The organism is Streptomyces sannanensis, from assembly GCF_039536205.1.
In the GTDB taxonomy this organism is placed as follows: Bacteria; Actinomycetota; Actinomycetes; order Streptomycetales; family Streptomycetaceae; genus Streptomyces; species Streptomyces sannanensis.
Window position 1 is genome coordinate 6,057,657 of sequence record NZ_BAAAYL010000001.1, and the last position, 25,315, is coordinate 6,082,971.

The following is a 25,315-nucleotide window of genomic DNA, read 5'->3' on the forward strand; positions in this document are numbered from 1 at the left end:
CAACTGTTCGGGCCGGTCGCAGTGTTCGCGGGCCGGCGGGCGGACAGGGCCTAGATGAGGGCGAACTGCCCGTCGGGCCCCTCCTCCCGGAGGCCGAGCACGGAGGCGGGGCGGCGAGCCGCGGCAGGCACCGGCAGCACCCCGGCCTCGTGCAGTTCCGCCCGGCCGATCAGCGGGCAGTGCCGCAACGCCTCCTGCCGCGGACGGAGTTCGCCGAGCAGCGCGAGCACCGTGATCAGCTCCAGCAGCTCCGACGTCCACTGCTGAGGCCACGCCCTGGGGCCCAGCGCCTCCAGAGTGCCGGGTTCCGCCTCCGTCGTACGAGCCGCGAACCAGCGCTCCAGGACCCGCTCCCCGGCGTGGTGGAAGTCCCAGGCCTCGGCCGGTACCGGCGAGATACGGCCCTCCCCGATGTGCAGCACCTCCTCCTCGGGGTCGTACCGCAGCTCCCGAGGACGGGGCGGAAGGGCGGCCCTCACATACGGCCGCCGTCCTCCCGGGAGCCGGGGGCGCTCGCCGTCGCGGGTGCCGCGCAGCTGCAGCGAGACGATCCGGTGGCCCAGTTCGACGCCCGCCTCCCAGCGCCCGGTGTCGGCCGTGAGCGGGACCGCGTACCCGGTGGGGGAGGGGACGGCGGCCGCGGCGGTCCAGGCGAGGAAGGACTCGGCGGTGACCGGACGGCCGTAGCGCCCGGAGAGAAGGGTGAGCAGGCCGGGCGCGAGGTTCGGTTCGACGCCGCCGGGGCGCCGGTACAGCGGCCGGACCCGCCCTGGGGCCAAGGGCAGCACGGCCGAAGGGACCAGCGCGGCGCCCTGTTCGGTCATGAAGAGCTGCCGCCCGTCCGCCACACGCCACAGCTCCGGCCGGGCGGCGTCGATCAGACGGTGGTCGGGGATCAGCCACTGCTCGTCGAACGCGTCGCGCAGGACCCGCACGGGCGCGGGGCAGGGACCGGACTCGTACGCGAAGCGCGTCGTGCTCGTCGCATGGCCGGGCAGGGCGGCAGTCGTGCTGCGCGGTGTCCGGGACCGGGTGGGGCCGAACAGCCGCTCGCGTTCCGTGCCCTCCGCGGTGACGAGCCTGTCCCAGCGCTCGCGCAGCGTACGGGCGTCCGGAGCCAGGACCCAGGCGCGCCCCGTTCGCGGCGGTGCCGTCGACCATGGCATCAGATCGTCCAGGGGCGGGGCGCCGGCCGTGTCGCCCCCCGGCGCGCCGGTTCGCGTCGCCGTCATGCGGACGTCCTCCCCGTCAGCGTGTGCCGTCGGCGGCATCGTAGCCGCGTCGCCGGCCCGGAGGTCAGTGCGCCTCGACCGTGACCGAGAAGGAGAAACGGTCGCCGCGGTAGCGGATCAGTGCGACGTCCACGACTCGGCCGTCCTTGTCGTAGGTCACGCCCGTGTAGTGCAGGATCGGGCTGAGCAGCGGGACCCGCAGCAGTTCGGCCGTCTCCGGGTCGGCCAGCCGGGCCTCGACCGTGTCGGTGATCCGGCTGATCCGCACCCCGACTGTGTCGCGCAGCACTTTGGTCATCGGCCAGCGCTCCAGGTCGGCGGGGTCGACGGCGGTGGCGACATCGGGGCGCAGCGCGTTCTCGGCCCAGTTGCTGGGCTCACCGCTCTCGCCGTCGTAGCGCAGCCGCCGGTACGTCATGATCTCGTCCAGGCCGGGGAAGTACTCGGCGAGCTCGCCGGGTACGGCCCGCGGGCCGTACCCGAGCAGGGTGGTGCGTTCACCGGACTGCTGGGCCACGATCGCGTCGACCGAGCCCAGCAGCCGGACGGGGGAGCCGCGCCGGGCGCCCGGTTCGATGAAGGTGCCGCGCCGCCGGTGCCTGGTGATCAGGCCTTCCGCCTCCAGTTCCTTGAGCGCCTGCCGCATGGTGAGCACGCTGACGCCGTAGTGCCCGGCGAGCTGCTCCTCGGTGGGCAGCCGCAGCGGATCCTGCGGACGGCGGCCGAGTATCGAGGCGCGCAGGGACTGGGAGACCTGATACCACAAGGGGAGCTTGCGGTTCAGGACCAGTGAGTCGGGGGCGAAGGCGGTCACGGCATCTCCGTACTACGGCCTGAAGTGGCGCTCAAGACCCTGCCATACGTCGTCGTAGGAGGACTGCAGGTGGTCGGCGGTCGCGGCCTGGGCGGTGGCGGTGACCGGCCAGCGGGTCTCGAACATGAAGGCAAGACCGTCGTCGATCTTCTGCGGCTTCAGCTCGGCGGCGCTGGCCTTGTCGAAGGTCTCCCGGTCGGGGCCGTGCGCGGACATCATGTTGTGCAGCGAGCCGCCGCCGGGGACAAAGCCCCCTTCACCAGCAGTCTTGGCGTCATAGGCGCCCTCGATCAGGCCCATGTACTCGCTCATCACATTGCGGTGGAAGTACGGCGGCCGGAAGGTGTCCTCGCCGACCAGCCAGCGCGGTGCGAAGACGACGAAGTCGACGCCCGCGACGCCGGGGGTGTCGGACGGCGAGGTGAGCACCGTGAAGATCGACGGGTCGGGGTGGTCGTAGCTGATGGAGCCGATGACATTGAAGCGGCGCAGGTCATAGACGTACGGCGTGTGGTTGCCGTGCCAGGCGACGACATCCAGCGGGGAGTGGTCGTAGGTCGCGGCCCAGAGGTTGCCACAGAACTTGTTGACCACCTGCACCGGGCCCTCGACGTCCTCGTACGCCGCGACCGGCGCCAGGAAGTCGCGGGCATTGGCCAGGCCGTTGGCGCCGATCGGGCCCAGGTCGGGGAGCCGGAAGGGCTGACCGTAGTTCTCGCAGACATAGCCGCGTGCGGTCTCTTCCAGAAGCTCGACGCGGAAGCGCACTCCGCGGGGGATCAGCGCGACCTCACCGGGGCGGGCGACGAGCAGGCCCAGCTCGGTGCGCAGCAGCAGTTCGCCGTGCTCGGGGACGATCAGCAGTTCTCCGTCGGCGTCGCCGAACACCCGGTCCATCGAGGCATTGGCGTGGTAGAGATGGATCGCCATGCCGGCGCGCTGTGTCACGTCGCCGTTGCCGCCGAGCGTCCACAGACCGGCCAGCCAGTCGGTGCCGGGCGCGGGTTCGGGCAGCGGGTTCCAGCGGAGCCGGTTGGGGTCGGGGGTGGTCTCGGTGAAGGGGGCGCTGCGGACGTTGCCGTTGTCGATGCGTACGAACGGGGGGTGTGCGGCCGAGGGGCGGATGCGGTAGAGCCAGGAGCGGTGGTTGTGTGCGCGGGGCTCGGTGAAGGCGCTGCCGCTGAGCTGCTCCGCATAGAGGCCGAGGGGGGCGCGCTGCGGTGAGTTGCGGCCGTGGGGCAGGGCGCCCGGTTCCGCCTCCGAACTGTGTTCGTTGCCGAAGCCGGGGGAGTACGACCCCTCGGTGAGCCCTGCCGCGATCTTGCGCGTTTCCTCGATGCCGCTCATCGTCCGCTCCTGGGTACGAATGGAATCCTATGGAAGACAGTAGGATTCCGGTCGCGGACAGTCAACGGGGCGGCCGTCGTCCGTCCGGTCGACCGGTATGTCCGTCCTCGGGTGCCGGACCGGCCGGCTGATCGCCGACACGCCCTTGACCTGGGGTTTCGCTCGCATTGCTTGCGCGGGGCGCCGGCGGCGGTACGCCCCGCAAGTCCACCGGCGGGGCCGCTGCGGACGGCGGGGCCGTTGCGGACCACGAGCCCGAGGAGGGCCTTCGGGGCCTGGACCCCGAGCGCCCGACGCTGCGTGCCCGGCTGTACTGATTCAACGCCGCGCTCACTGTCACGCTGCTCACCGCCATGATCATGGAGTGGCTGCCGATCCCGGTGCTCTTCCTGCTCGGCGCGGCCCTCGCCCTGACCGTCAACTTCCCGCGCATGGCCGATCGGAAGGCGCGGCTCGCGACCCATGCCGACAATGTGCTCAACATCGCCGGCATGGTCTTCGCCGCGGCCTTCGTCACCGGCGTCCTCACCGGCACCGGCATGGTCGAGCACATGGCCGACCGGCTCGTCACCGCCGCCCCCGAGGCCATGGGTCCGCACATGGCGCTGGTCACCGGGCTCCTGAGCCCTCCGCTCACCTACTTCATGTCGAACGACGGCTTCTACTTCGGAGTCCTGCCCGTCCTCGCCGGGGCCGGCGCCGCGCACGGCGTCTCCCCGCTGGAGATCGCCCGCGCATCGCTGGTCGGCCAGGCGCTGCACATGTCCGGCCCGCTGGTCCCCGTCGTATACGTCCTGGTCGGCATGGCCAAGGTCGAGTTCGGTGACCACACCAGGTTCACCGTCAAATGGGCCCCGCTCACCTCGCTGGTGGTGCCGGCCGTCGGAATCCTGTTCGGCATCATCTGATGCCCGTGCATCGGCCGGGCGGGCGATATTGAGGGGGGCGTGGCGTTTCGCCGCGCCCCTTCGCCATCCGCGTGACGGACAGTCAGGAGGTCGCACCTGATTGTAGGAAAATCGTCACGCATGGAGGAGCCTCGCATGGCTGTCACCTCAACCCCGCGCCCGGTCGGCGCGCTCTCGGGCATGATCGCCGCATCCACGCTGGTTCTGGGGAGCCTTGCCCTGCTGAGTGCGCCGGCCGCCGTCGCCGCTCCCGGTCAGAACGGCGATATGAAGGTCCACAAGGTCGGCACGCCGTTCAACGATCGGACCAGCGACGCCAAGGTCTGCACTTTCTATCTCGCCGCGTCCGATTTCGACACGGCGCAGAAGGTCGACTGGACGATCTCTCCCTCCTCCTCCGGACAAGCCGCACAGCCGGGCGTCTCGGGCAGCATCGCGCTTGCGTCGGGCACCGGTCACAGTGAACCGCAGTCGATGCCGGACGGGCACTACGAACTCTCCTGGACGTCGGCGGGAGTTGCCAAGCACCGGAAGTTCGACGTCGCCTGCCGGCCGGAGAACGCCGTCGCCGACAACAACCGGCCCGCCGCGATGCCCCGCGGCGTGCCCGGGGAGTCCGACGCGGCAGCCCCTGCTCCGGGCAGCGCGGCCAACGGGGACGCGAGCAGCGGCAACCGGGGGCAGACGCAGAGTGGCGGCCGGAACGGGGCCGGCCGCGGTGACGTGGGGAACGCCTACGGCGGCGGCAATCGTGAGGGAGGCCACGTGAACGGCGGGAACGTGAACGGCGGGAACGCGGGCAACGGGAACGCCAACGGCGGGCCCGACAGCAACGGCGCCCCGAGCGGCGGCACGCAGAACGTCAACGGCAACGCCGTCGACGATTTCGCCGGCGGCCGGGCCGACCGCCATGGCCGTGCCGAGAGCGGTGCCCTCAACGGCCCCGTCGATGCGGGTGGCGGCGGTACCGCCCAGCCCGACAGCCTGCTGTCCACCGGCTTCGCGGTCGCCGGAGGGCTGGCGGGGCTGAGCGGTTACGCCATCGTGCGGCGGGCCCGTCGGCGAGCCGACGATGCGGCGTAAGCCCTGGTACGCGGGCGGAAGCCGGTCCTACCGGTTCACCAGGACGGTCTGCGTGGCCCTGTCCCTGGCGGCCGCGGGAGTCTGGTGGACACACCGCGAGGAGACCGAACGTCCCGCCGCTGCCGTCAGCGTCCCCGCGGCACCGGGGTCCTCGGGGCGTTCGGAGCCGGCCACGGAGCAGCCGGCCCCGGTCACGGAACAGTCGGCCTCGGCCACGGAGCAGCCGGTCCCGGCCACGGAGCAGCCGGTCCCGGCCGGGGCACAATCGGCCGAACTGCCCCCGTCGCCCGCGACCGGCGTCATCATCCCCGCCCTCGAGATCGCGGCGCCGACCGTCGGGGTCGGCCTCGATGCGTCGGGCCGCCTCGGCACTCCGCCGGTGGACAACCCGAACCTGGTCGGCTGGTACAGGGACGGCCCCACCCCGGGGACGGTGGGGACCGCGGTGGTGGCCGGCCATCGTGACACCCGGTCCGGTCCGGCCGTCTTCCTCAACCTGGCGGCCCTCAAGCAGGGCGATGTCATCGACGTCGCCCGCGCGGACGGCCGGACGGCCGTGTACACCGTCGACAGCGTGCGTACCTACGCCAAGTCGGAGTTTCCCGACATGGAGGTGTACGGACAGACGGGCCGGGCCGAGCTGCGGCTGCTCACCTGCGGTGGCTCGTACAACCGTACCGGCGGCTACGCCTCCAACGTCGTCGTCTTCGCTCACTTCACGGCGGTCAAGGAGTCCTGAGGCGGGGAGAGCGCGCGGTCCCGGGCCCGGACCGCCTGGCGCGCCCCCGCCGGGTAGGGAAGGGCGTCCGCGAGGGCTGCAGCCCGGTCGAACCCTTCCCGCGCGTCGCGCTCGCGGCCCAAGGCCGCGAGCGCGACGGCGTGCACGGTGAGGGCCTCGGTCTCGGCCGGGCCCTCACCGGCGCGTTCCACACACACCGGCTCGGCCGCCTCGTCCGGCCGGCCGCAGCCCAGCCGGGCCCGGGCGGCGAGATACGCGGTGCCAGGTTCGACTTGGGCCGCCAACAGCTCCAGGGCCTCCTTCGGGCGGCCGTCCCGCACGGACAGTTCGGCCTGCGCCGAACGCACGGTGCGCTGTGCCTGGCGGTCACCCTGGGCGACGGCCGCATTCCGGGCTCGCTCCAGCAGCTCCGCCGCCCCCTCGTCGCCGGTACGTATCCGTACCCGCGCCTGCGTCACCAGGGCGTACGGGGCGCACCAGCCCGTGTGCGGCTCCGCGTCCTGCACCGCGGTGTCCGCCGACTCCCCGGCCCCGGCCACCTCCTCCAGCCAGCAGATGCAGCTCCGCGAGATCGGCCCGCTCGAAGACGGCCGCCGTCGGATCGCCGGACCGCTCGGCCGATTCCATGGCGCGCAGCCCGGTCGCGATGGCCTCGCGCAGCCGTCCCGACCGGCAGGCGTTCTCGCGCTGCAGGGAGAGTGCGGGGGAACCGCGGGAGCGGGGCAGACTGCTGCGGGAGGCCAGGAGCAGCCCCTTACCGAGGAATTACTGGCACCTTCTGGCAGGCGAAGAACCAACGGCGGTCGGCTCGAGCGCCGACGACGAAGACGCGGAGGATGCGATGAAGGCCCACGACGGGATGTACATCGGCGGCGAGTGGCGGCCCGCCGCAGGCACGGACACGATCGCGGTCGTCAACCCGGCCGACGAGCGGATCATCGGCCAGGTCCCGGCCGGAACGGCCGAGGACATCGACGAGGCCGTGCGGGCCGCCCGCGCCGCCCTTCCTGCCTGGGCCGCCACCCCGCCCGCCGAGCGCGCTGCGCGGATCGCCGCCCTGCGGGACGCACTGCTCGTCCGTAAGGACGAAATCGCCGAGACCATCAGTGCCGAACTCGGCGCACCGCTGGAGCTCGCACAGAACGTCCACACCGGGCTCCCGATCGTGGTCGCCGGCTCCTACGCGGAACTCGCCGCCTCGTACTCCTTCGAGGAGAGGATCGGCAACTCCACCGTGCTGATGGAGCCGGTCGGCGTGGTCGGCGCCATCACACCCTGGAACTACCCGCTGCACCAGATCGTCGCCAAGGTCGCCCCGGCGCTCGCCGCCGGCTGCACGCTCGTCCTCAAGCCCGCCGAGGACACCCCGCTCACCGCCCAGCTGTTCGCCGAGGCCGTCCACGACGCCGGCCTCCCGGCGGGCGTGTTCAACCTGGTCACCGGCCTCGGGGCGGTCGCCGGACAGGCGCTCGCCGAGCACGAGGACGTCGACATGGTCTCCTTCACCGGTTCCACGGCCGTCGGCAAGCAGATCGGCGCCACCGCAGGCGCCGCCGTCAAGCGGGTCGCCCTGGAGCTCGGCGGCAAGTCCGCCAACGTCATCCTGCCCGGCGCCGACCTGGCCAGGGCCATCAACGTCAACGTCGCCCAGGTGATGAACAACTCCGGCCAGTCGTGCAACGCCCTGAGCCGGACGCTGGTCCACCGCGATCAGTACGACGAGGCCGTGGCCCTCGCCGCCGCCGCGGTCGCCAAGTACACCCCGGGCGAGCGCATCGGCCCTCTCGTCAACGCCAAGCAGCAGGCCAGGGTGCGCGACTACATCGAGCGGGGTGTCGAGGAGGGCGCGCGGATCGTCGCGGGCGGCCCCGAAGCACCCCTGGAGCGGGGCTACTTCGTCAGCCCGACCGTCTTCGCCGACGTCACCCCGGACATGACCATCGCGAAGGAGGAGATCTTCGGCCCTGTGATGTCGATACTCGCCTACGAGGACGAGGAGGAGGCCCTGCGCATCGCCGACGATTCGGTGTACGGCCTGGGCGGAGGCGTCTGGGCCGCGGACGAGGACACAGCCGTCGCCTTTGCCCGCCGTATGCAGACCGGCCAGATCGACATCAACGGCGGCCGCTTCAACCCCCTTGCTCCCTTCGGCGGTTACAAGCAGTCGGGCGTGGGCCGCGAGCTCGGCCCGCACGGCCTGGCAGAGTACCTCCAGACCAAGTCCCTCCAGTTCTGAGCCGGGAGTACGAGATCGTGGTCCGCGTCGCCATACTGCCCGCCGTCGACTCCCCGCTGGAGATGCGCGAGATCGACATCCCCGGACCCGGCCCCGGCCAGGTCAGGGTCCGCCTCGCCGCCGCCGGGGTCTGCCACTCCGACCTGTCCCTCTCCAATGGCACCCTGCGCCAGCCCGTCCCCGCCGTCCTCGGCCACGAGGGCGCGGGCACGATCGTCTCCGTCGGCGAGGGCGTCACCCATGTCGCCCCCGGTGACGGAGTGGTCCTCAACTGGGCGCCTTCGTGCGGCAGCTGCCCCAACTGTGTCCTGGGCGAGGTGTGGCTGTGCGCCGACGCCTTCGCCGGTGCGGGACAGCCGTACGCCCGTGACGCGGCGGGGAAGCAGGTCTACCCGGGTCTGAGCGTCGCCGCCTTCGCCGAGGAGACCGTCGTCGCCGCGCACTGCGTCCTCCCGGTGCCCGACGGCATTCCGCTCACGGACGCCGCCCTGCTCGGCTGCGCGGCGCTGACGGGTTATGGAGCCGTCCACCACTCGGCGCGGGTGCGCGAGGGCGAGTCCGTCGCGGTGTTCGGGGTGGGCGGGGTGGGCCTCGCGGTCCTCCAGTCGGCGCGTATCGCGGGCGCCTCCCGGATCGTGGCCGTCGACGTCTCCCCGGAGAAGGAGGCGCTGGCGCGTGCGGCGGGGGCGACGGACTTCGTCCTCGCCTCGGCCACGACGGCCAAGGAGATCCGCAGGCTCACCGAGGGCCACGGCGTCGACGCGGCCATCGAGTGCGTCGGCCGTGCGGTGTCCATCCGCGCCGCCTGGGACTGCACGCGCCGCGGCGGCCGTACGACGGTCGTCGGCATCGGCGGCAAGGAGGAGGTCGTGTCCTTCACGGCCCTGGAGATCTTCCACTTCGGCCGTACCCTGTCGGGCTGCGTCTACGGCAACTGCGACCCGTCGACGGACCTCCCGGTCCTGGCGGACCACGTACGGGCCGGCCGCCTCGACCTGGGTGCGATGGTGACCGAGCGCATCGGCCTGGACGGGATCCCGGCGGCGTTCGACAACATGCTGGCAGGCAAGGGCGGCCGCACACTGGTCGTCTTCTGATCCCAAGCTGCGAACACCCCGGCCGCTGCCGCGCGGCCGGGGTGTTCACGGTCTCGGGCCGTCAGTCCCACCAGAACGACCACACCGAGGAACCTACCTGCCCGTTTCCCGCCGACTCCGGATCCGGGATGCTGTCGGGACAGTACACATACTGCTCGACGGCGGCCTTCGCCGCCGCGCGCCGGTCACGTGGAGGATTCTTCACCAGGAGGTCGAGAGCAGCCGAGTCGGCATAGTAGAAATCCGCGCCGTGCGTCTTGTGCCAGTGTCCGAGGACAGCGACATGATCCGCGGGCAGAAGCTCACGGTCGTCGGGGTATCCCGACCAATTGGGGGTCTGCAGCAGGCGGGGGAAAAGCGCCGGAATTCCGTATCCGCCGCGCGCCCGGACCAGGTTCAGCCACATGTTCCGCCCCATTGATTCGGCACGCCGGGGAATTCCGGGAAGAGGTTCGGAGAATTCGGCGCACAGGGAAAGGGCTGTGTGGTCGGCGTCGAACAGAAGACGGATCTCTTCGATCTCCCGGAGGTCGTCGTCCGACCGTGGTGGAATGTAGATTTCCGCCATCTCCCGGAATACCGAGTGGACGAGGCCGGAAACGACGTCCTCGGGGTCCGCGGCCAGTGCTGCGTCGAGGAGCTGCCGGCTTCCGCCACCCCAGGGCTGCCCGCCGCGGTCGTGCGCGACCAGCTCGACCGGGCCGAACACGGTCAGGAACGGATACCAACCGCTCCGGCCGTGCCGCGCACGGAGGAATTCCCAGGCCGCGCGGGCCACGGACGGCGGGACACGGACTCCATGGACCTCGATTCCGGAGTCGGAGACCGCCGATTCGAAGACCGCGGGGCCGGCGTCCCCGCGGTCTTCCATGAAATCGGCACGCGCCATTTCACCGAGGACCGCCCGGAGGGATTCCTTGCTCGGATTTTGTTTCATATCGCTCCCGTAAGAATCCCTCCGGGTCGGTTCCTTGTGGCCGGATCATCCTATCTCGCGTGGAACGTCTTGTCGTGACCGTTCCCCATGATGCGGACGGTGGACGGATTCACGGTCCTTCTGGCGTCGCCCAGCCGCTCAACGGTCCAGTCCATGGCATCCGACTTCGACATCTCCGACAAGTGAATGACGGCGATGTTCGCGCCCTGTTTGTCGGCGTCCGAAAGATGCTTCTGGAATGTCCTTCGTTCGTGGTCGGGAGATTCTTGAATTCCGCCCGCATGCCGTTCACCCAGGCGTCGAGCCGGCGGTCTCCTTCGGCGCCGGGTGCCGGGGTGTCCTCGCCGCGGGCCACCACGTGGTGGCCTTCCATGGCGAACTGGAACGCGACCTCGAACTCCTCGTCGTTGAAGCCGTACTCCTTCGAATCGCGCTTCCACGACTCGTCGATCCTGAGGTGTTCGCCTCGGCCTCCGGTATCCGCCCGGGCTCGTGGGCGATTGCGGCCGTAGCCTGGAAAGACGCATCACGGATTCCCTGGAGGTTCACATGGCCTGGGCATCGTGGACGACGACGGGAGTGTTCACCGGGCCCGGAGGCGTCCGCACCGACGAGGCGGGTGTCATCACGGGTGAGCTGGACGTGCACACCACCTGGTTCGGCAGCCAGGCGCAGGTCGCGGTGCAGTACAGCGGCGCGTCCGACTGGTTCACCGTCTCCGGCAGCCCCGTGGACTGCCCATCCGAGCGGGACAGCCGCAACCTGCACGAGCTCGTGATCGAAGGGGTGCGTGCAGGCGCCCTGGAGACAGTTCCCCGCCGGTTCTCGGGCGTCTAGTGCTGTGACCGGCAACGTTTGCCGGTCAAGGAGCGGCGTCCGGTGCGTGCGATCGCAAGGCGGCCGAAGACCCTCGGAGCAGCGCTCCTTGGGTTTTCGGCCAACGCGGCGAGCGTGCGTGCCCGGGGGCACGCCCGGGGGCACCCCTGGGGGCACCCCCAGCGGTAGCTGGGGGAGGTAGCTGGGGGAGGTAGCTGGGGGAGCGTCGCGACGGGGCAAACGTTGCCGGGAGGGGCAGTGGCGGCCCGTGACGCTCTGGCGTCGGGAAGCGGGTCAGCCGCGATACGGGGCCTCCGACGCTGCTCAGCGTCCCTGCGCCCTCACCAGGACCTCGCCGGCGTCCGTCCGGAAATACAGCACGGACCGCCCGGCCCGCCGGCGCCGGACCAGGCGGGCGTCGAGCAGCACCCGGACCTCACGAGGGAGGGCTATCTGCTCGGCCGCTCCGTGCTCAACATGTCCGTCGGCACCATGCAGATCTGCGGCTTCGCGGCGGGCGGCGTGCTCGTGACCACCCTGTCACCGCGCGGCACGCTGCTTGCGGGCGCCGCCCTCTACCTCGCTGCGGCGGTCGCCGCCCGCCTCGGGCTCACCCGTCGTCCGCCGCGCGCCGCCGGACGGCCGTCGGCCGGCGAGACCTGGAGGAACGACGCACGCCTGTGGTCCGCCGGGTCCCGCCGCCATGTCTACCTGGCCCTCTGGGTGCCCAACGGGCTGATCGTCGGCTGTGAGTCCCTGTACGTTCCGTACGCACCCCGGCACTCCGGGCTCCTCTTCGCGTCCGCCGCATTCGGCATGCTCGCCGGGGACACCCTGACCGGCCGGTTCGTCCCGCCGCGATGGAGAACCCGGCTCAGCACCCCGTTGTGCCTGCTGCTCGCCGCTCCCTACCTGATCTTCGTGCTGCACCCGGCGCTGCCCCTCGCGGTGGCCGCCGTCGCACTCTCCTCGCTCGGCTACTCGGCGAGCCTGCTGCTCCAGGAGCGCCTGATGGCCCTGACACCGGACGCGCTGAGCGGGCACGCCCTGGGGCTGCACACCTCCGGCATGCTCACCCTGCAGGGCATGGGCGCTGCCCTCGCCGGTGCCGTCGCCCAGTACACCTCGCCCTCGACGGCGATGGCCGTGACGGCGGGCGCCTCCATCGCCGTCACGCTGGCCCTGGCGCCCGGGCTGCGTTCCGGCCGTACGCCGACCGAGCCGGTCACGGCGCGGCCGGCGGCCTCGGGCGTGTTTCGAAAGTAGCGTCGTCCGCCCGGAGGGCGGGGTCGGGGGCGTCTGGTGCGTGCGATCGCAAGGCGGAGGGAGGAGAGCGCAGCGGGCTGCGCCGACGACCGACAACGCGGCGAGCGTGCGTGCCGGGCGTTCCCGACCAGGCGGGACTTTCGAAACACGCCCTCTAGTAGACCTCGGCGGGCGGAATCGCCGACATTGCGCGCGCTGCTCCGCGCCACCCGGCCGTTGCACCACTACGCTCCGGCCGGTGAGCCCGAGGCATGGGACCGGGCCGCAGCACGTGTCGACCGGGCCCCGCAGTCCCCCCGGCCCGCGAAAGAGGAAGCATGCGTGTAGCACTGTTCGTCACCTGTGTGAACGACACCCTGTATCCGGGGACCGGACGGGCCGTCGTCACCCTGCTGGAACGGCTCGGCGTGGAGGTCGGCTTCCCGGCCGCCCAGACCTGCTGCGGCCAGCCCCAGTTCAACACCGGATACCGCCACGAGACCGAGCCGCTGATTCGGAGGTACGCTGCGGCGTTCGAGGACTACGAATACGTGGTCACCCCCTCCGGGTCGTGCGCCGCGATGGTCCGCGACAACTACCCGCGCATCGGCGCGAAGGCACAGGCCGAGGGGCGCGGATCGGAACTGGCGTCCGCGGCGGCGAAAGCGGTGCCCAAGACCTATGAACTGACCGAGTTCCTGGTGGACGTGTTGGGGGTGACGGACGTCGGTGCCTACTTCCCGCACACCGTCACCTACCACCCGACCTGTCACGGCTTGCGTCTGCTCGGGCTCGGCAGGCGCCCGCTGGCGCTGTTGTCGCAGGTCAAGGGCCTGGAGCTGCGGGAGCTGGCCGGTGCGGAGGAATGCTGCGGTTTCGGCGGCACCTTCGCGGTGAAGAACGCGGCCGTCTCCGCCGCCATGGGCGCCGACAAGGCCCGTCACATCGAGGAGACCGGCGCCTCGGCCGTCTGCACGGTCGACAACTCCTGTCTGCTGCACATCGGCGGCACCCTCGCCCGGCGCGGCTCCGCCGTCCGTCCGGTCCACATCGCCGAGATCCTGGCATCCACCGAAGAATCCCCCTACCCGATGGGCACCTGATGAGCGGCACCTATCTCGGTATGCCCGCCTTCCCGAAGGCGGCGGCCGAATCGACACAGGACGAATCGTTGCGGGCCAATCTGCGGCATGCGACCCACACCATCCGCGACAAGCGGGCCAAGGCCGTCGCGGAACTCGACGACTGGCAACAGTTGCGGGCCGCGGGCGCCGCGATCAAGAACCGTACGCTGCGCCACCTCGACCACTACCTCGTACAGGTCGAGGCGGCCGTGACGGCCGCGGGCGGCCAGGTCCACTGGGCGGCCGACGCGGACGAGGCCAACAGCATCGTCACCAGGCTGGTCCGGGCGACCGGTGAGAGCGAGGTCGTCAAGGTCAAGTCCATGGCCACCCAGGAGATCGGCCTCAACCGGGCACTGGAGGCGGCCGGCATCCACGCCTACGAGACCGACCTGGCCGAACTCATCGTGCAGCTCGGCAAGGACCTCCCGTCCCACATCCTCGTCCCGGCCATCCATCGCAACCGGTCCGAGATCCGGGACATCTTCCGCCGGGAGATGGAGCACTGGGGACGGCCGGCGCCCGAGGATCTCACCGACGACCCCCGCGCCCTGGCCGAAGCCGCCCGGCTGCATCTGCGGGAGAAGTTCCTGCGCGCCAAGGTGGGCATCTCCGGTGCCAACTTCGTCGTCGCCGAGACCGGCACGCTCGTCGTGGTCGAGTCCGAGGGCAACGGACGGATGTGCCTGACGCTCCCCGAGACGCTGATCTCCGTCGTCGGCATCGAGAAGGTGGTGCCGACCTGGCAGGACCTGGAGGTCTTCCTGCAGACCCTGCCGCGCTCCTCGACCGCCGAACGGATGAACCCCTACACGTCCACCTGGACCGGCACCACCGACGAGGACGGTCCGCAAACCTTCCACCTCGTCCTGTTGGACAACGGGCGCACGGACACCCTCGCCGACGTGGTGGGCCGGCAGGCACTGCGCTGCATCCGGTGCTCCGCCTGCCTCAACGTCTGCCCCGTGTACGAACGAGCCGGCGGCCATGCGTACGGATCGGCCTATCCCGGCCCGATCGGCGCGATCCTCACTCCGCAACTCAGAGGCGTGCAGACCGAGCTGGACGCCTCCCTGCCGTACGCGTCCAGCCTGTGCGGTGCCTGCTACGAGGTCTGTCCGGTCGCCATCGACATTCCCGAAGTACTCGTCCATCTGCGGGAACGCGTCGTGGAGGGCGGCCGGGTGACGATCCGCGGCACTCGGACCACGATCCGGCCCGCCAAGGGCCACGCCGCCGAACGCGCCGCCATGCGCGCCGTCGGCTGGATGTTCGACCATCCCACCGCCCTGGCCACCGCCCAGCGCCTCGCCGCCCGCACCCGCCGCCTCCACCCGAAGCGGCTCCCGGGCCCCGGCCGCGCGTGGACCGACACCCGCGACATCCCCGCCGTCCCCGCCGAGTCCTTCCGCGACTGGTGGAAGCGCACCCGCCCGGAAGGAGACCCCAAGTGAGCAGCCGAGACCGGGTGCTGGGACGCCTGCGCCGCGCCCTGGCCGACGTACCGGGGACCGAGCGGCCCGAGGACGCCCCCGTCTTGCGTGACTATCTGCGGGTGCACGGCGACCGCACCCCCGAGCAGACCGCCGACCTGCTCGCCGAGAACCTCGCCGACTACCGGGCCATCGTCCACCGCTGCCCCGACGCCGAGGCCCTGCCGGCGCTGATCGCCTCACTGCTCACGCAGCGCGGCGCGGAGTCCGTCCTGGTGCCCGACGGCCTGCCCGACGGATGGACCACCGAGGTCACCGCGCGGATCGTCCCGGACGATCCCGCGTCCTCCGCGCGTGAACTGGACGCCGTGGACAGTGTGGTGACGGGCTGCGCCGTGGCCGTCGCAGAGACGGGCACGATCGTGCTCGACGCCGGGCCGGGCCAGGGCCGCCGCCGTATCACGCTCGTCCCGGACCACCACATCTGTGTGGTGCCGGCCGACCGGATCGTCGACTCCGTGGCCCAGGGCCTGGAGCGCCTGGACCCGGTCCGTCCGCAGACGTGGATCTCCGGCCCCTCCGCGACGAGCGACATCGAACTCGACCGGGTGGAGGGCGTCCACGGCCCGCGCACCCTGGAAGTGATCCTGGTCGGTTAGCCGGTCGTACAGGAGAGGGCGGCGTCACGATGTGCCGGTCACGGCTGCCCCCTTCCTTCCTCGATGCCACGCGATCGCATGTGTGGATCAGAGCGTCATCGGTCCGAGCGGCAAGTCGTCAATCGGCCCGCACGATGGTGGCGAGGACGTCGTTGAAGGCTTCGGTGGAGGTGGGGTGCTGGTAGACGGCATCGCGGAGTTCGGCTGCCTTGACGCCGTGGCGCATGGCGAGCGCCACGGTGTTGATGATCTCCTGCGCGTCGATGCTGAGCAGGGCGGCGCCGAGAATGTCGTCGGTGTCGGCGTCGAGGACGAATTTCATCATCCCGCGGGGGTCCTCGACGATGTAGGCGCGCGGCATGGCGATGATCTCGGCGACCGGTTGGCTGGCGATCTTCACCCGGTGTCCGGCCGCGCGGGCCTTCTTCTCGGTCAGCCCGACGGTCGCCAGCGGCGGGGTCATGAACACCGTGTGCGGGATGGCCACCCGGTCCGCCGTGGAGCGCTTGCCGTGGCCGAGGAGCCGGTCGAGGACGATACGGCTGTCGTCGAGCGAGATGTAGGTGAACTGCGGACCGCCGTTGACGTCGCCGAGGGCGTGTAGATGTGCGGCTGGCTGGTGCGCAAGGGGCATGCGCAAGCGCAGCACCCTCCTTACCTCACGACAACAGCACCACCGGGCCCTCGGGGCCGCAACCTGCTCATGAGCGGCGTCATCGCGGTCAGCCCTGACGAAGGCCCGACCGGCTTTCGGCCGTTGGGGAGAAGCCGAGAGGGGCTTCCCCCCAATCGAGTGACGCCCCTGAGCCGCGGTTCTCACACGGCTGTCAGAGCTGCCGTCCGGATGACATCGTGGCCGAGTGAGTGGGCCCCGTCGTTCCAGCCCCGCCCGCTCGCGGAACAGCTTCAACTGCCGCCCGAACATGTGCAGGACGCCCGTCCCGGAGTCGTCCTCCGGACGCTCGTCGTTCATGTCCGTCATCTCCCGCCTACACGCGCAGCCGTATCGAGGTCACCGACACCCGCACCGAAAGGATTCCGGTTCCCACGGCGGTCCCGTGCCCGGAGGTCGAATCGGGCCGCGGACTGTTCCTGGTCGCCAGGCCGGCCACCAAGTGGGCCGTGGTCCCGCGGCCGGCCGCGCCGGGCAAGGACGGTGCTGGTCGGCGACGCCGCGTACTGCGCTTCGCCCGCCTCCGGGCAGGGCACCAGCCTGGCCCTGGTCGGCGCGTACGTGCTGGCCGGGGAACTGGCCGCCGCGGCCGGTGACCACGCTGCCGGATTCGCTGCGTACGAGCGCGAGATGCGCCCGTTCGTACGGGCCAACCAGGACCTCGGCCCGGCGAACATCAAGCGGATGGTGATGCGCACCAAGGGCCAGGTCCGGATCTCGATGATGATGCTGGCGCTGCTCAACCGGATGCCCGGCAAGGACCGCATCATGGCCAAGGCGATCGAGCCGATCCACAAGGCTGCCGACGCGATCGCGCTGAAGGCGTACTGAGGTCAGGCCGTCGGCCTGCCGCTCTCAGCGAGTGACCGTGCCTTGGGCCTCTCGCGCACCGATCATCCCCAGAGCGTCGATCGCGGCCGGGGACAGCATCGATTCGTCCAGGTCCGCGAGGGGCATCCACGAGACGGCGGAAGTCGATCCGTCGGTTTCGTTGAGCCTGGGCGGGCCGGGTTTGAGGTCGACGAGGTAGAAGAGCCCGACGAGGTGCCAGGTCACCCCGAGCCGGTGAGCCGTGTACGTGCGCGCGTCGACGAGGCGGGCATCGAGGAGTTCGAGCCCGGTTTCCTCGTACAACTCGCGCGCCAGCGTCTCGCGCGGCTGCTCGCCCGGATCGATCCCGCCACCGGGCAGGTGCCACAGCCCCGGCTCGAAGGCCGGTGAGGCGTCGGACAGTTCGGTCAGCAGCAGGTCGTCCTGTGCGGTGGCGATCGCGTACGCCGAGATACGGGACCGTATCTGCTTCTCCACTGTGCGCCTCCGGGCTCCGGGTTCCACAGGAGCCGAGTCTGCTGGACGACGCCGCCCACGTCGAGCTTCCATTCGTATGGTCGGGGGCTCCAGGCCGACTGCCGGGCGCCGGTGCGGCCACCGCGCGCTGTACGGTCAGCTGCCGCTGTGCCGCCAGGCCCGCGTGGCCGCTGTCGTTCTCTGCGAGTAAGCCGCTCGTCAGATGTACGTCAGGACGGTTGGTGACCATGGATGTCCAGCAACCGACCTGAAGGAGACCTCATGTTCACAGGTACCTTTACCTCGGGACGGACCGTGCCGGGGATGCGGGGCAGGGCGGCGGCAACGGCCGCGTTGGCCCTTGCCGCCGTGCTTCCCGCCCTCAGCGCGGCGCCGGCCCACGCCGAGGTGGCCCCGGGGTACGAGCGGGTGAATGTGTCCAGCACGGGCGAGGCTCAAGGGGGCATGAGCACCGATCAGGAGACCGCGCTGAGCGCGGACGGCCGGTTCGTGGCGTTCACGTCGAAGGCGGCGAACCTGGTGCCGGGTGACACCAACGGCGTCATGGACGTGTTCGTGCGGGACCGCACGTCGGGGACGACGGAGCGGGTGAGCGTGTCCGGCAGCGGGGCCCAGGGGACGGCCGCGTCCCACCAGGGCCACCTCGTGATCAGTCCGGACGGGCGGTATGTGGCGTTCTCCTCCGACGCGGACAACCTGGTGCCCGGCGACGCCAACGGCAAGGCCGACCTGTTCCTGCGGGACCGGCAGACCGGCAGCACCACCCGGATCGCCAGCGGGTACAACGCGGGCTGGTCGTACGCGGTGTCGTTCAGCCCGGACGGCCGCTACCTGGCCCACGAGGTTCCGAAGAGCGGAGTCGTACTGCGTGACCTGGTCACGGGCACCACGGAGAACCTCGGCTCCTTCAGCGTCTACGGGCTGTCGCTGAGCGCCGACGCGCGATCGGTCGCGTTCGCGTCCGCCGACTCCACCCTGGTCCCCAACGACACCAATGAGGACGCGGACATCTTCGTTCTGGACCGGCAGACCAGTGCGATCACCCGCGTCAGCGTGAACAGCGCCGGGCAGCAGGCCCTGTCCTACACCGGCTCGACCGCGCCGTCCATCAGCGCCGACGGCCGGTTCGTGGCCTTTGAGTCCGGCGCCGACAACCTGGTCCGGTACGACACCAACCAGTCCGACGACATCTTCGTCCGCGACCGCCAGAACAACACCACAGAACGCGTCAACCTCACCCTCGACGGCGAGGAGCCCACCCAGGACTGGCTCTACGACATGGGCGCGCTCGCCCCGCAGATCTCCGCCGACGGCCGCTACGTCCTCTTCAACTCCGACCACGCCAACATGATTCCCGGCACCGACCCGTACGCTGTCCCCGCCAGGATCTTCCTGCGCGACCGTCAGACCGGCACCACCAGTGTCGTGGACGGGCCCGTCACCGCCACCAAGTCCTCCTTCCGCCCCTCGATGGCTTCCGACGGCCGGACCATCGCCTTCTCCTCCGACAACGACACCCTGGTGCCGGGCGACACCAACAACGCCGCCGACGTGTTCGTCCGCACCTACTGACCACGACCGCCGGACCATCGCTTCCACCGCAGCCCTGCCGCTGGCCCACCACCGGCGGCAGGGCTCGGGAAAGGCGCCTGACCTAGGCTTTTGCCCGTCAGGCGCCTTCCGTGCGACCTGCTCGGAACAGGGCGAGACGCCCGGCAGCAGCACCCGGTGACGGCACAGCCGGCCCACCGCCTGGTTGAACAGCGCCGTCGACCCCTCGGTATGCGTCCACGTCCGACCATGCAGGAACGTACGGAACTTCCGGCCCCACTCCGCATCCTCGGACGTCGCGCGGGCGTATCCAGGACCGGGCTGCCCGCGGCCGCCTACACCAGATCGCTCGGGTCGGTGTTGGCGCCGCACAGTACGACGGCGACCTTCTCGCCGTGCCGGGGTGTGTAACCGTGCGATGCGGTGAGGCCGGCGAGCGCGGTGGCTGCGGCGTGCTCGACCGCGATGCGGCGGTCGTCCCACAGGGCCTGGCGGACGCGAGTGATCTCCGCGTCCGGTACGAGGAGGGATTGCACACCGTCCTGCTGGGCGGCGTGCAGGGCCATTCGGGAGGCTCTGCGGGCGCCGAGAGAGTCGGCCGCGACAGAGTCGACGGTGACATCCGCCAACTGGCCTGTAGCAAGGGCGGCGTTGAGCGCGCGGCAGTTCTCCGGTTCGACCGCGACGGTCCGTATGCCGTGGTGATGCGCGGCAGTGGCCACTCCGGCGAACAGCCCACCGCCCCCGACCGAGACCACCACGGTGTCGAGGTCGGGGATCTGCTGGAGCACCTCGTCCAGCAGGGTGCCGGCCCCGGCGGCGATCAGCGGATGGTCGTAGGCGTGGGAGGCCAGCGCGCCGGTGGCATGCGTGAAGTCCTCGCAGGCGGCGAGGGCTTCGGCGTACTCGGTGCCGGCCAGACGCACGTCCGCCCCGTAGGAGCGGAGCTTGGCGACCTTCACCGGCGGAGCGGTTTCGGGAACGAAAACGGTGGCGGTCACGCCCTGTTGCCGGGCGGCCCACGCGCATGCGAGGCCGGCGTTGCCGCCGGAGGCGATGGTCACTCCGGCGTCCGGAAGCGTGCCGGCCTCGCGGTGGGCCTGAATGAAGTTCTGTGCACCACGGGCCTTGAAGGAGCCTGTGTGCTGCATGTACTCCAGTGCCAGCCACACCTGGGGTTCGTCGGACGGGGCGAGGGTGACGGGGCGAATCCGGCCGGAGATCCGGTCGGCCGCCGCCTTGATGTCGCCGTAGCTGAGCTGCTGGGTCATGCCGCCTCCGACGGGTGCAGGTGCCTTCACCGCGACGATACGTCGTACGTCGGGCAGTCGACCCGGACCCGGCTCATGTCCACCGTGCTTGTCCTCGCGCGCGGCCGGTGCGGGGGCGAGCCCAACACCACCGCCGTCGAAGGCCGGCCCCCGACGCCCACGGCAAGTGGTCTATACCTCAGCTCGAATTTCCGGTATACGTCCTTCCGACCCCGATCGAAAGGACGTTGGAGTGAGCATGAACGGACATGCAGCTCAACTGATCAGAGGGGTGACGCACGGGGTGTTCGTGTCCCTTCTCAAAGTGCCGTCCGCAATGGCCGAACCCGTCCGGACCACGGAGAACTCATGAGAAATCGCAAAATCACTCCCAGAGCCTGCCTCGCGCTGGCCGCGGCCCTCGGGATCGGGGCGCTCCTGCCCGTACCCGCGGCTCATTCCGCCTCCGCTCCGAAAGCGCCCGTTCCCGCGGTGTCGCCGACCCCGCAGTCGCTCGTCGGCAGCGGTCGCGCCGCCGTCGTCACCGGACGGGTGCTCGTCGTCGCCGACGACCGGACCGACCCCGCGGCTCGCGACCGCCTCGTCCGGGAGCTCAAGGCGCACGGCGCCGACCGGGTGGACATCGTCGCCCCCGACGTGATTCCCGCGGCCGCGGCCGGCCTGCTCACGGTGCGCCTCGGCCCGGCGGCACGCCCGGACATCTCGCGAGCGCTCGGCCGCACGGCCGTTCCGGACAGGACCGAGGGATACGCGCTGCGGGTCTCGGTCGGCAAATCGCACGCGGAGATCGCTCTCGGCGGCAGGGACGCCGCAGGCCAGTTCTACGCGGTGCAGACGCTGCGCCAGTTGTTCGTCCCGTCCGGCGGCGGCTGGAAGGTGGCGGGCGCACAGGTCAGAGACTTCCCGTCCATGCCTCTGCGCGGCACCATCGAAGGCTTCTACGGCGCGCCGTGGACGCACGCCGACCGCCTCGACCAGATGGACTTCTACGGCGACGTCAAGGCCAACACCTATGTGTACGCGCCCAAGGACGATCCCTACCACCGCGACAAGTGGCGCGACCCCTACCCGGCGGACAAGCTGGCCCAGCTGGGCGAGCTGGTGGCACGGGCCGGCGCCAACCATGTGCACTTCACGTTCGCCGTCTCCCCGGGCGGTTCGATCTGCTACTCCGACGCCGCGGACCGCAAGGCCCTCAAGGAGAAGCTCCAGGCGCTCTACGACCTGGGCACCCGGTCCTTCTCCATCCCGCTGGACGACATCAGCTACACCCGGTGGAACTGCGCGGCGGACCAGGCGGCGTTCGGCGCGCCCGGCCGTGCCGCGGCGGCGAGGGCCCAGGTCGACTTGCTCAACGACCTGCAGCGGAACTTCGTCGCCACCCACGAAGGCACCCAGCCGCTGCAGATGGTGCCCACGGAGTACGGCGATCTGACCGACACCGCCTACAAGCAGACCATGCGGGCCACCCTCGATCCCGCGGTCGTGGTGATGTGGACCGGCACCGACACCGTCCCGCCGGAGATCACCAACGCGCAGGCCGACAAGGTGTCCGCGCTGTTCGGGCGCAAGGTCTTCGTCTGGGACAACTACCCGGTCAACGACTTCGGCAACACCAGCGGGCGACTGCTGCTCGCGCCGTACGACAAGCGCGAGGCCGGTCTCTCGGCACACCTGTCCGGCATCGTGGCCAATCCCATGAACCAGCCGTACGCGAGCAAGGTCGCGGTCTTCGGCACCGCGGACTTCACCTGGAACGACAAGGCGTACGACGCGAAGACGAGTTGGCCGCGCGCGATGGCCTATCTCGCCGACGGCGACCGGGCGGCCACCGAGGCGCTGCTCGTCTTCGGCGACCTGGAGCACCTGGCCCCGACCTTCGGCAGCACCCCCTGGCAGCCCCAGGCGCCCGGACTCACGGCACGCGTGGCCGAGTTCTGGCGGGCGTGGGACGACGGGCGACGCGCCGACGCGCTCACCGCGCTGCGCACATACGCGAACGCCATCGCCGCCGCCCCGGCCACCATTCGCGGCGGAGCGGTGGACAAAGGGTTCACCGACGACGCCGCACCCTGGCTGAGCGCCACCGAGCTGTGGGGCAAGGCCATGGTCAGCATGCTCGACGCGTTCGACGCCCGGCAGGCCGGGGACAAGACCAAGGCCGAAGCGCTGCTCGCCGATTCGCGGGACCTGCAGCAGCAGGCCCGCGCCGTCCGGGTCACTCCGCCGCGCAACACCTGGGGCTCGGTCCAGCCCAAGGTCGGCGACGGTGTCCTCGACGTCTTCCTGGTCCAGGCCGACGTCCGGCTCCAGCTGTGGGACGTCGCCGGCGGCGGCAAGAACCTCGCCCTGGACGGCACGGCGACCGCGTCCAGCGTGGAGCAGGGCCTCGACCGGCTCGCCGCTCGGCATGTCAACGACGGTCTGATGGGCACCCGCTGGGCTTCCGGCTACTCCGACGGCGAATGGGTGCAGGTCGAGCTTGCCGCGCCGGCGAAGGTCGCGGCAGTGACCCTCGCCTGGGAGAACGCCTGTGCGACGGAGTACAAGATCCAGACCTCCGCCGACGGCACCGACTGGACAACCGTCTCCACCCAGCGCCCGGACGCGTGCGGTAACGACGTCGTCCGGCTCACCGCGGACGAGGCCGTGCGGTACGTCCGTATGCAGGGCGTACAGCGGAAGACGACGTGGGGGTACTCGATCTACGAGATGGGCGTCTACGGATCCCCCGTGTCCTGACCCGGGTCGGACGGGGGGAGAGGGGGGCCGGGGTATCCGGCCCTCGGGTGGATCACGGGCGGGGGCTGCCGGCGGCCGCCCCCGCCCTGTCGGTCGGATTATGGCCGACCGCCTCGTCACCGGTGGAGTGGACACGGTCTCGCCCGGCCTCATGCGCGGAAACGCCCTGAAACATGACAGCAGCGTGCCGGCCGTGGGAGTCCGCGTGTGCGGCGGGTGCCCCGCCGGGGGCCAGGCCGTGCACGGCCGGCAGACCGGTCAGTACGGCCAGTACCGCCGACGCCCGGCCGGGCGGTGGCTGCTGTCGGCGGTACCGTCCGCCCGAAGGGAGGCGTGCCGCGGCACCGGCCGCCGGGCCCCTTCAGTGCTGGAGCGCGGTCTTGAAGGCCACGATGACCAGCCCCAGGAGAAGGTTGACCGCACCGGTCGCCAGAATCAGACGGCGTGACGCACCGGCATGGACGACGGCGGCGGTCGCCCAGCCGACCTGCTCGGCCACGGCGACGATGAGCCCCAGCCATACCGTTCCGGACGGTCCCAGCTCCAGCAGCGGGCTGATTGCCACGGCAGCGGCCGGCGGGATGGCGGCCTTGATGATCGGCGACTCGTGGACGCAGACCGCGCGGACCTCGCGCCGGCTCAGGGGCCGGTGCCTCAGCCGGTCCCCGACGAGGCCGGTGTAGACGTGTGTGGCCCAGAAGACCACGCCGGTGATGAGCAGAAGGACAACGAGCTGGATCCGGGGGAGCGGGCCGCCGGGTGTCCCGGTCCCGGCCACCACGGAAGCGGCGAGGAGCGAGCCGTAGACTGCGCCGGCATAGTTGGTCCGGGCCGCACCGCGCTGCAGCTCGGCTTGCTCGTCGTCCGGGCTGCCGGGCGGGGGAGTGCGACGTCTCACGCCTCCATGATCGGCGGGCCGAGCGAGTACCGCGCGTCCGGATGAGCCGTCCAGTACGGTGACGCGGGGGAGCCGTCAGACGCTGACGAGGCAGAACTCGTTGCCCGCGGGTCGAGCATGGCCTGGAAGCTCCCCCCGGTCATCGGTGACGGTGCCGCGCCGAGGCGACGGCCTCGGAAACGCTCCTGCGCGAGAACGAGGACCGCCGTACGAGACCGTCCCGGACGCGCACCGGACGAGAGTGAACCGTTGCCCGGCCGTGTGCCCCTGCGCATACTGAGGCCGGACCGATTCCGTATGGGGGATTCTTCATGGCTGAGAGCACCAGCGCGCACACGGGTACGACCGTTATCGAGGACAGGGTCGACGGGCCCATGGTGCGAGTGGAGAACCTGCACCGTTCCTACGGCTCGGGGGCCGCCGCCGTACACGCGCTGCGTGGCGTCTCCTTCGACGTCGCACGCGGTGAACTGGTCGCCCTCAAGGGCAGGTCGGGTTCCGGAAAGACGACGCTCCTCAATCTGGTGGGCGGGCTCGACACGCCGGACGAAGGGCGCGTCACCGTCGACGGCACCGATCTGGCCGGCCTCGACGAGGACGGCATCCTGGCGCTGCGCCGGGACCGGATCGGCTTCGTCTTCCAGTCCTTCGGGCTGATCCCGATCCTGACCGCCGCCGAGAACGTCGGCGTGCCGATGAGGCTGCGCAAGGTCGACTCGCGCGAGCGCGAGGAGCGCGTCGAGCTGCTGCTCGCCCTGGTCGGTCTCGCCGACCACGCGGAGCAGCGGCCCGGCGAGCTGTCCGGCGGCCAGCAGCAGCGTGTCGCCATTGCCCGCGCGCTCGCGAACCGGCCGGCCCTGTTGATCGCCGACGAGCCGACGGGGCAGCTGGACGCGGAGACCGGGCTCGCGGTGATGGAGTTGCTGCGGGCCGTGGTGCGGAGCGAGGGTGTGACGGCACTGATAGCCACGCACGACGCCCAACTGCTGGGCCTGGCCGACCGGGTGCTCGAACTCCACGACGGGCACATCGTCGAGCAGTCGTGAACCGCAATTCGGTGTTCTCGTACCGGAATTCGGTCACGATCTGATCAAGTCCCGTGTAAGTGAGGTTTCTTCGTAACGTCTCCTGTGTAAACATCGCGCTCCGAAAGGGCTTTCGGGGCGGGAGCCGGACAGACCAGAGGCAGACCAGGGGGAGAC

At 70.9% G+C, this 25,315-nt stretch carries 23 protein-coding genes and 2 pseudogenes; 15 read left to right on the top strand and 10 right to left on the bottom strand.

The genetic code is table 11. From position 1 onward, the window contains the following. Positions 1–50: 50 nt before the first annotated feature. From ABD858_RS28245 to hmgA, 3 genes are all read right to left on the bottom strand, one after another. Positions 51–1,232, bottom strand: coding sequence for a type ISP restriction/modification enzyme (locus ABD858_RS28245; protein WP_345042685.1), 1,182 nt, complete (start codon positions 1,230–1,232; stop codon positions 51–53). Positions 1,233–1,296: 64 nt separating this feature from the next. Continuing rightward, complete coding sequence (locus ABD858_RS28250) at positions 1,297–2,046, bottom strand: GntR family transcriptional regulator (RefSeq protein WP_345042688.1); 750 nt, start codon at positions 2,044–2,046, stop codon at positions 1,297–1,299. Positions 2,047–2,058: 12 nt separating this feature from the next. Next, positions 2,059–3,393, bottom strand: coding sequence for a homogentisate 1,2-dioxygenase (hmgA, locus tag ABD858_RS28255; protein ID WP_345042690.1), 1,335 nt, complete (start codon positions 3,391–3,393; stop codon positions 2,059–2,061). Positions 3,394–3,572: 179 nt separating this feature from the next. Here hmgA and ABD858_RS28260 point away from each other — a divergent pair. The 3 genes and pseudogenes from ABD858_RS28260 to ABD858_RS28270 form a co-directional block, all read left to right on the top strand. Beyond that, a pseudogene (locus ABD858_RS28260) lies at positions 3,573–4,301 on the top strand (SLC13 family permease); the annotation flags it as partial. 135 nt (positions 4,302–4,436) lie between these two features. Beyond that, positions 4,437–5,384, top strand: a complete 948-nt coding sequence (locus tag ABD858_RS28265) for a hypothetical protein (protein ID WP_345042693.1) — start codon at positions 4,437–4,439, stop codon at positions 5,382–5,384. Continuing rightward, positions 5,374–6,123: a class F sortase gene (locus ABD858_RS28270; protein WP_345042695.1), complete on the top strand. Its 750-nt coding sequence runs from the start codon at positions 5,374–5,376 to the stop codon at positions 6,121–6,123. The genes ABD858_RS28265 and ABD858_RS28270 overlap by 11 nt, the downstream gene beginning before the upstream one ends. On the opposite strand, the gene ABD858_RS28275 is transcribed toward ABD858_RS28270, so the two are convergent. Then, the gene (locus tag ABD858_RS28275) at positions 6,096–6,662 is read right to left on the bottom strand and encodes a hypothetical protein (RefSeq protein ID WP_345042697.1); all 567 of its coding nucleotides are present in this window, start codon (positions 6,660–6,662) and stop codon (positions 6,096–6,098) included. The genes ABD858_RS28270 and ABD858_RS28275 overlap by 28 nt on opposite strands. A 302-nt stretch (positions 6,663–6,964) precedes the next feature. Here ABD858_RS28275 and ABD858_RS28280 point away from each other — a divergent pair, with 302 nt between their 5' ends. Together ABD858_RS28280 and ABD858_RS28285 are read left to right on the top strand one after the other, a co-directional pair. After that, a complete protein-coding gene (locus tag ABD858_RS28280; protein ID WP_345042699.1) occupies positions 6,965–8,359 on the top strand; it encodes an aldehyde dehydrogenase family protein in 1,395 nt (464 codons plus the stop codon). Between the two features lie 17 nt (positions 8,360–8,376). After that, positions 8,377–9,456, top strand: coding sequence for a zinc-binding dehydrogenase (locus ABD858_RS28285; protein ID WP_345042702.1), 1,080 nt, complete (start codon positions 8,377–8,379; stop codon positions 9,454–9,456). 61 nt (positions 9,457–9,517) lie between these two features. Here ABD858_RS28285 and ABD858_RS28290 read toward each other — a convergent pair whose 3' ends face one another. After that, positions 9,518–10,345 (bottom strand): DUF4253 domain-containing protein, encoded by an 828-nt coding sequence (locus tag ABD858_RS28290; protein ID WP_345042704.1) that lies wholly within the window; start codon positions 10,343–10,345, stop codon positions 9,518–9,520. 98 nt (positions 10,346–10,443) lie between these two features. Continuing rightward, positions 10,444–10,566 (bottom strand): hypothetical protein, encoded by a 123-nt coding sequence (locus ABD858_RS28295; RefSeq protein ID WP_345042706.1) that lies wholly within the window; start codon positions 10,564–10,566, stop codon positions 10,444–10,446. A gap of 376 nt (positions 10,567–10,942) precedes the next feature. Between ABD858_RS28295 and ABD858_RS28300 the strand changes: the two genes are divergently transcribed. From ABD858_RS28300 to ABD858_RS28320, 5 genes are all read left to right on the top strand, one after another. Continuing rightward, positions 10,943–11,230 (top strand): hypothetical protein, encoded by a 288-nt coding sequence (locus tag ABD858_RS28300; protein ID WP_345042708.1) that lies wholly within the window; start codon positions 10,943–10,945, stop codon positions 11,228–11,230. Positions 11,231–11,467: 237 nt separating this feature from the next. Beyond that, on the top strand, positions 11,468–12,475 hold the full coding sequence (locus ABD858_RS28305; protein WP_345042710.1) for an MFS transporter: 1,008 nt from the start codon (positions 11,468–11,470) through the stop codon (positions 12,473–12,475). A gap of 317 nt (positions 12,476–12,792) precedes the next feature. Continuing rightward, positions 12,793–13,557, top strand: a complete 765-nt coding sequence (locus ABD858_RS28310) for a (Fe-S)-binding protein (protein WP_345042713.1) — start codon at positions 12,793–12,795, stop codon at positions 13,555–13,557. Continuing rightward, positions 13,557–15,032, top strand: coding sequence for a lactate utilization protein B (locus ABD858_RS28315; RefSeq protein WP_345042715.1), 1,476 nt, complete (start codon positions 13,557–13,559; stop codon positions 15,030–15,032). Before ABD858_RS28310 ends, ABD858_RS28315 begins: the two co-directional genes overlap by 1 nt. Beyond that, on the top strand, positions 15,029–15,670 hold the full coding sequence (locus tag ABD858_RS28320) for a LutC/YkgG family protein (RefSeq protein WP_345042717.1): 642 nt from the start codon (positions 15,029–15,031) through the stop codon (positions 15,668–15,670). Before ABD858_RS28315 ends, ABD858_RS28320 begins: the two co-directional genes overlap by 4 nt. Before the next feature lie 118 nt (positions 15,671–15,788). Here the strand turns inward: ABD858_RS28320 and ABD858_RS28325 are convergent, their stop codons facing one another. After that, positions 15,789–16,304 carry a hypothetical protein gene (locus ABD858_RS28325; protein ID WP_345044961.1) on the bottom strand — a complete coding sequence of 172 codons (516 nt, stop codon included), beginning with the start codon at positions 16,302–16,304 and terminating at the stop codon, positions 15,789–15,791. Between the two features lie 522 nt (positions 16,305–16,826). Between ABD858_RS28325 and ABD858_RS28330 the strand changes: the two genes are divergently transcribed. Next, entirely contained in the window at positions 16,827–17,174 is a 348-nt protein-coding gene (locus ABD858_RS28330) for an FAD-dependent monooxygenase (RefSeq protein WP_425586265.1), read from the top strand. A gap of 24 nt (positions 17,175–17,198) precedes the next feature. Here ABD858_RS28330 and ABD858_RS28335 read toward each other — a convergent pair whose 3' ends face one another. Beyond that, a complete protein-coding gene (locus ABD858_RS28335) occupies positions 17,199–17,651 on the bottom strand; it encodes an NUDIX domain-containing protein (protein WP_345042720.1) in 453 nt (150 codons plus the stop codon). Positions 17,652–17,912: 261 nt separating this feature from the next. Here ABD858_RS28335 and ABD858_RS28340 point away from each other — a divergent pair, with 261 nt between their 5' ends. Continuing rightward, entirely contained in the window at positions 17,913–19,223 is a 1,311-nt protein-coding gene (locus tag ABD858_RS28340; RefSeq protein WP_345042722.1) for a TolB family protein, read from the top strand. Positions 19,224–19,537: 314 nt separating this feature from the next. Here ABD858_RS28340 and ABD858_RS28345 read toward each other — a convergent pair whose 3' ends face one another. Then, on the bottom strand, positions 19,538–20,473 hold the full coding sequence (locus tag ABD858_RS28345) for a threonine/serine dehydratase (RefSeq protein ID WP_345042724.1): 936 nt from the start codon (positions 20,471–20,473) through the stop codon (positions 19,538–19,540). Positions 20,474–20,821: 348 nt separating this feature from the next. Between ABD858_RS28345 and ABD858_RS28350 the strand changes: the two are divergent. Then, a pseudogene (locus tag ABD858_RS28350) lies at positions 20,822–22,783 on the top strand (glycoside hydrolase family 84 protein); the annotation flags it as partial. Positions 22,784–22,822: 39 nt separating this feature from the next. Beyond that, positions 22,823–23,215 (top strand): discoidin domain-containing protein, encoded by a 393-nt coding sequence (locus tag ABD858_RS36920; protein WP_425586355.1) that lies wholly within the window; start codon positions 22,823–22,825, stop codon positions 23,213–23,215. A 361-nt stretch (positions 23,216–23,576) separates the two neighbouring features. Here ABD858_RS36920 and ABD858_RS28355 read toward each other — a convergent pair whose 3' ends face one another. Continuing rightward, positions 23,577–24,113 carry a hypothetical protein gene (locus ABD858_RS28355; protein WP_345042729.1) on the bottom strand — a complete coding sequence of 179 codons (537 nt, stop codon included), beginning with the start codon at positions 24,111–24,113 and terminating at the stop codon, positions 23,577–23,579. Positions 24,114–24,424: 311 nt separating this feature from the next. Between ABD858_RS28355 and ABD858_RS28360 the strand changes: the two genes are divergently transcribed. After that, a complete protein-coding gene (locus tag ABD858_RS28360) occupies positions 24,425–25,159 on the top strand; it encodes an ABC transporter ATP-binding protein (protein WP_345042731.1) in 735 nt (244 codons plus the stop codon). The last annotated feature ends 156 nt before the right edge of the window (positions 25,160–25,315 follow it).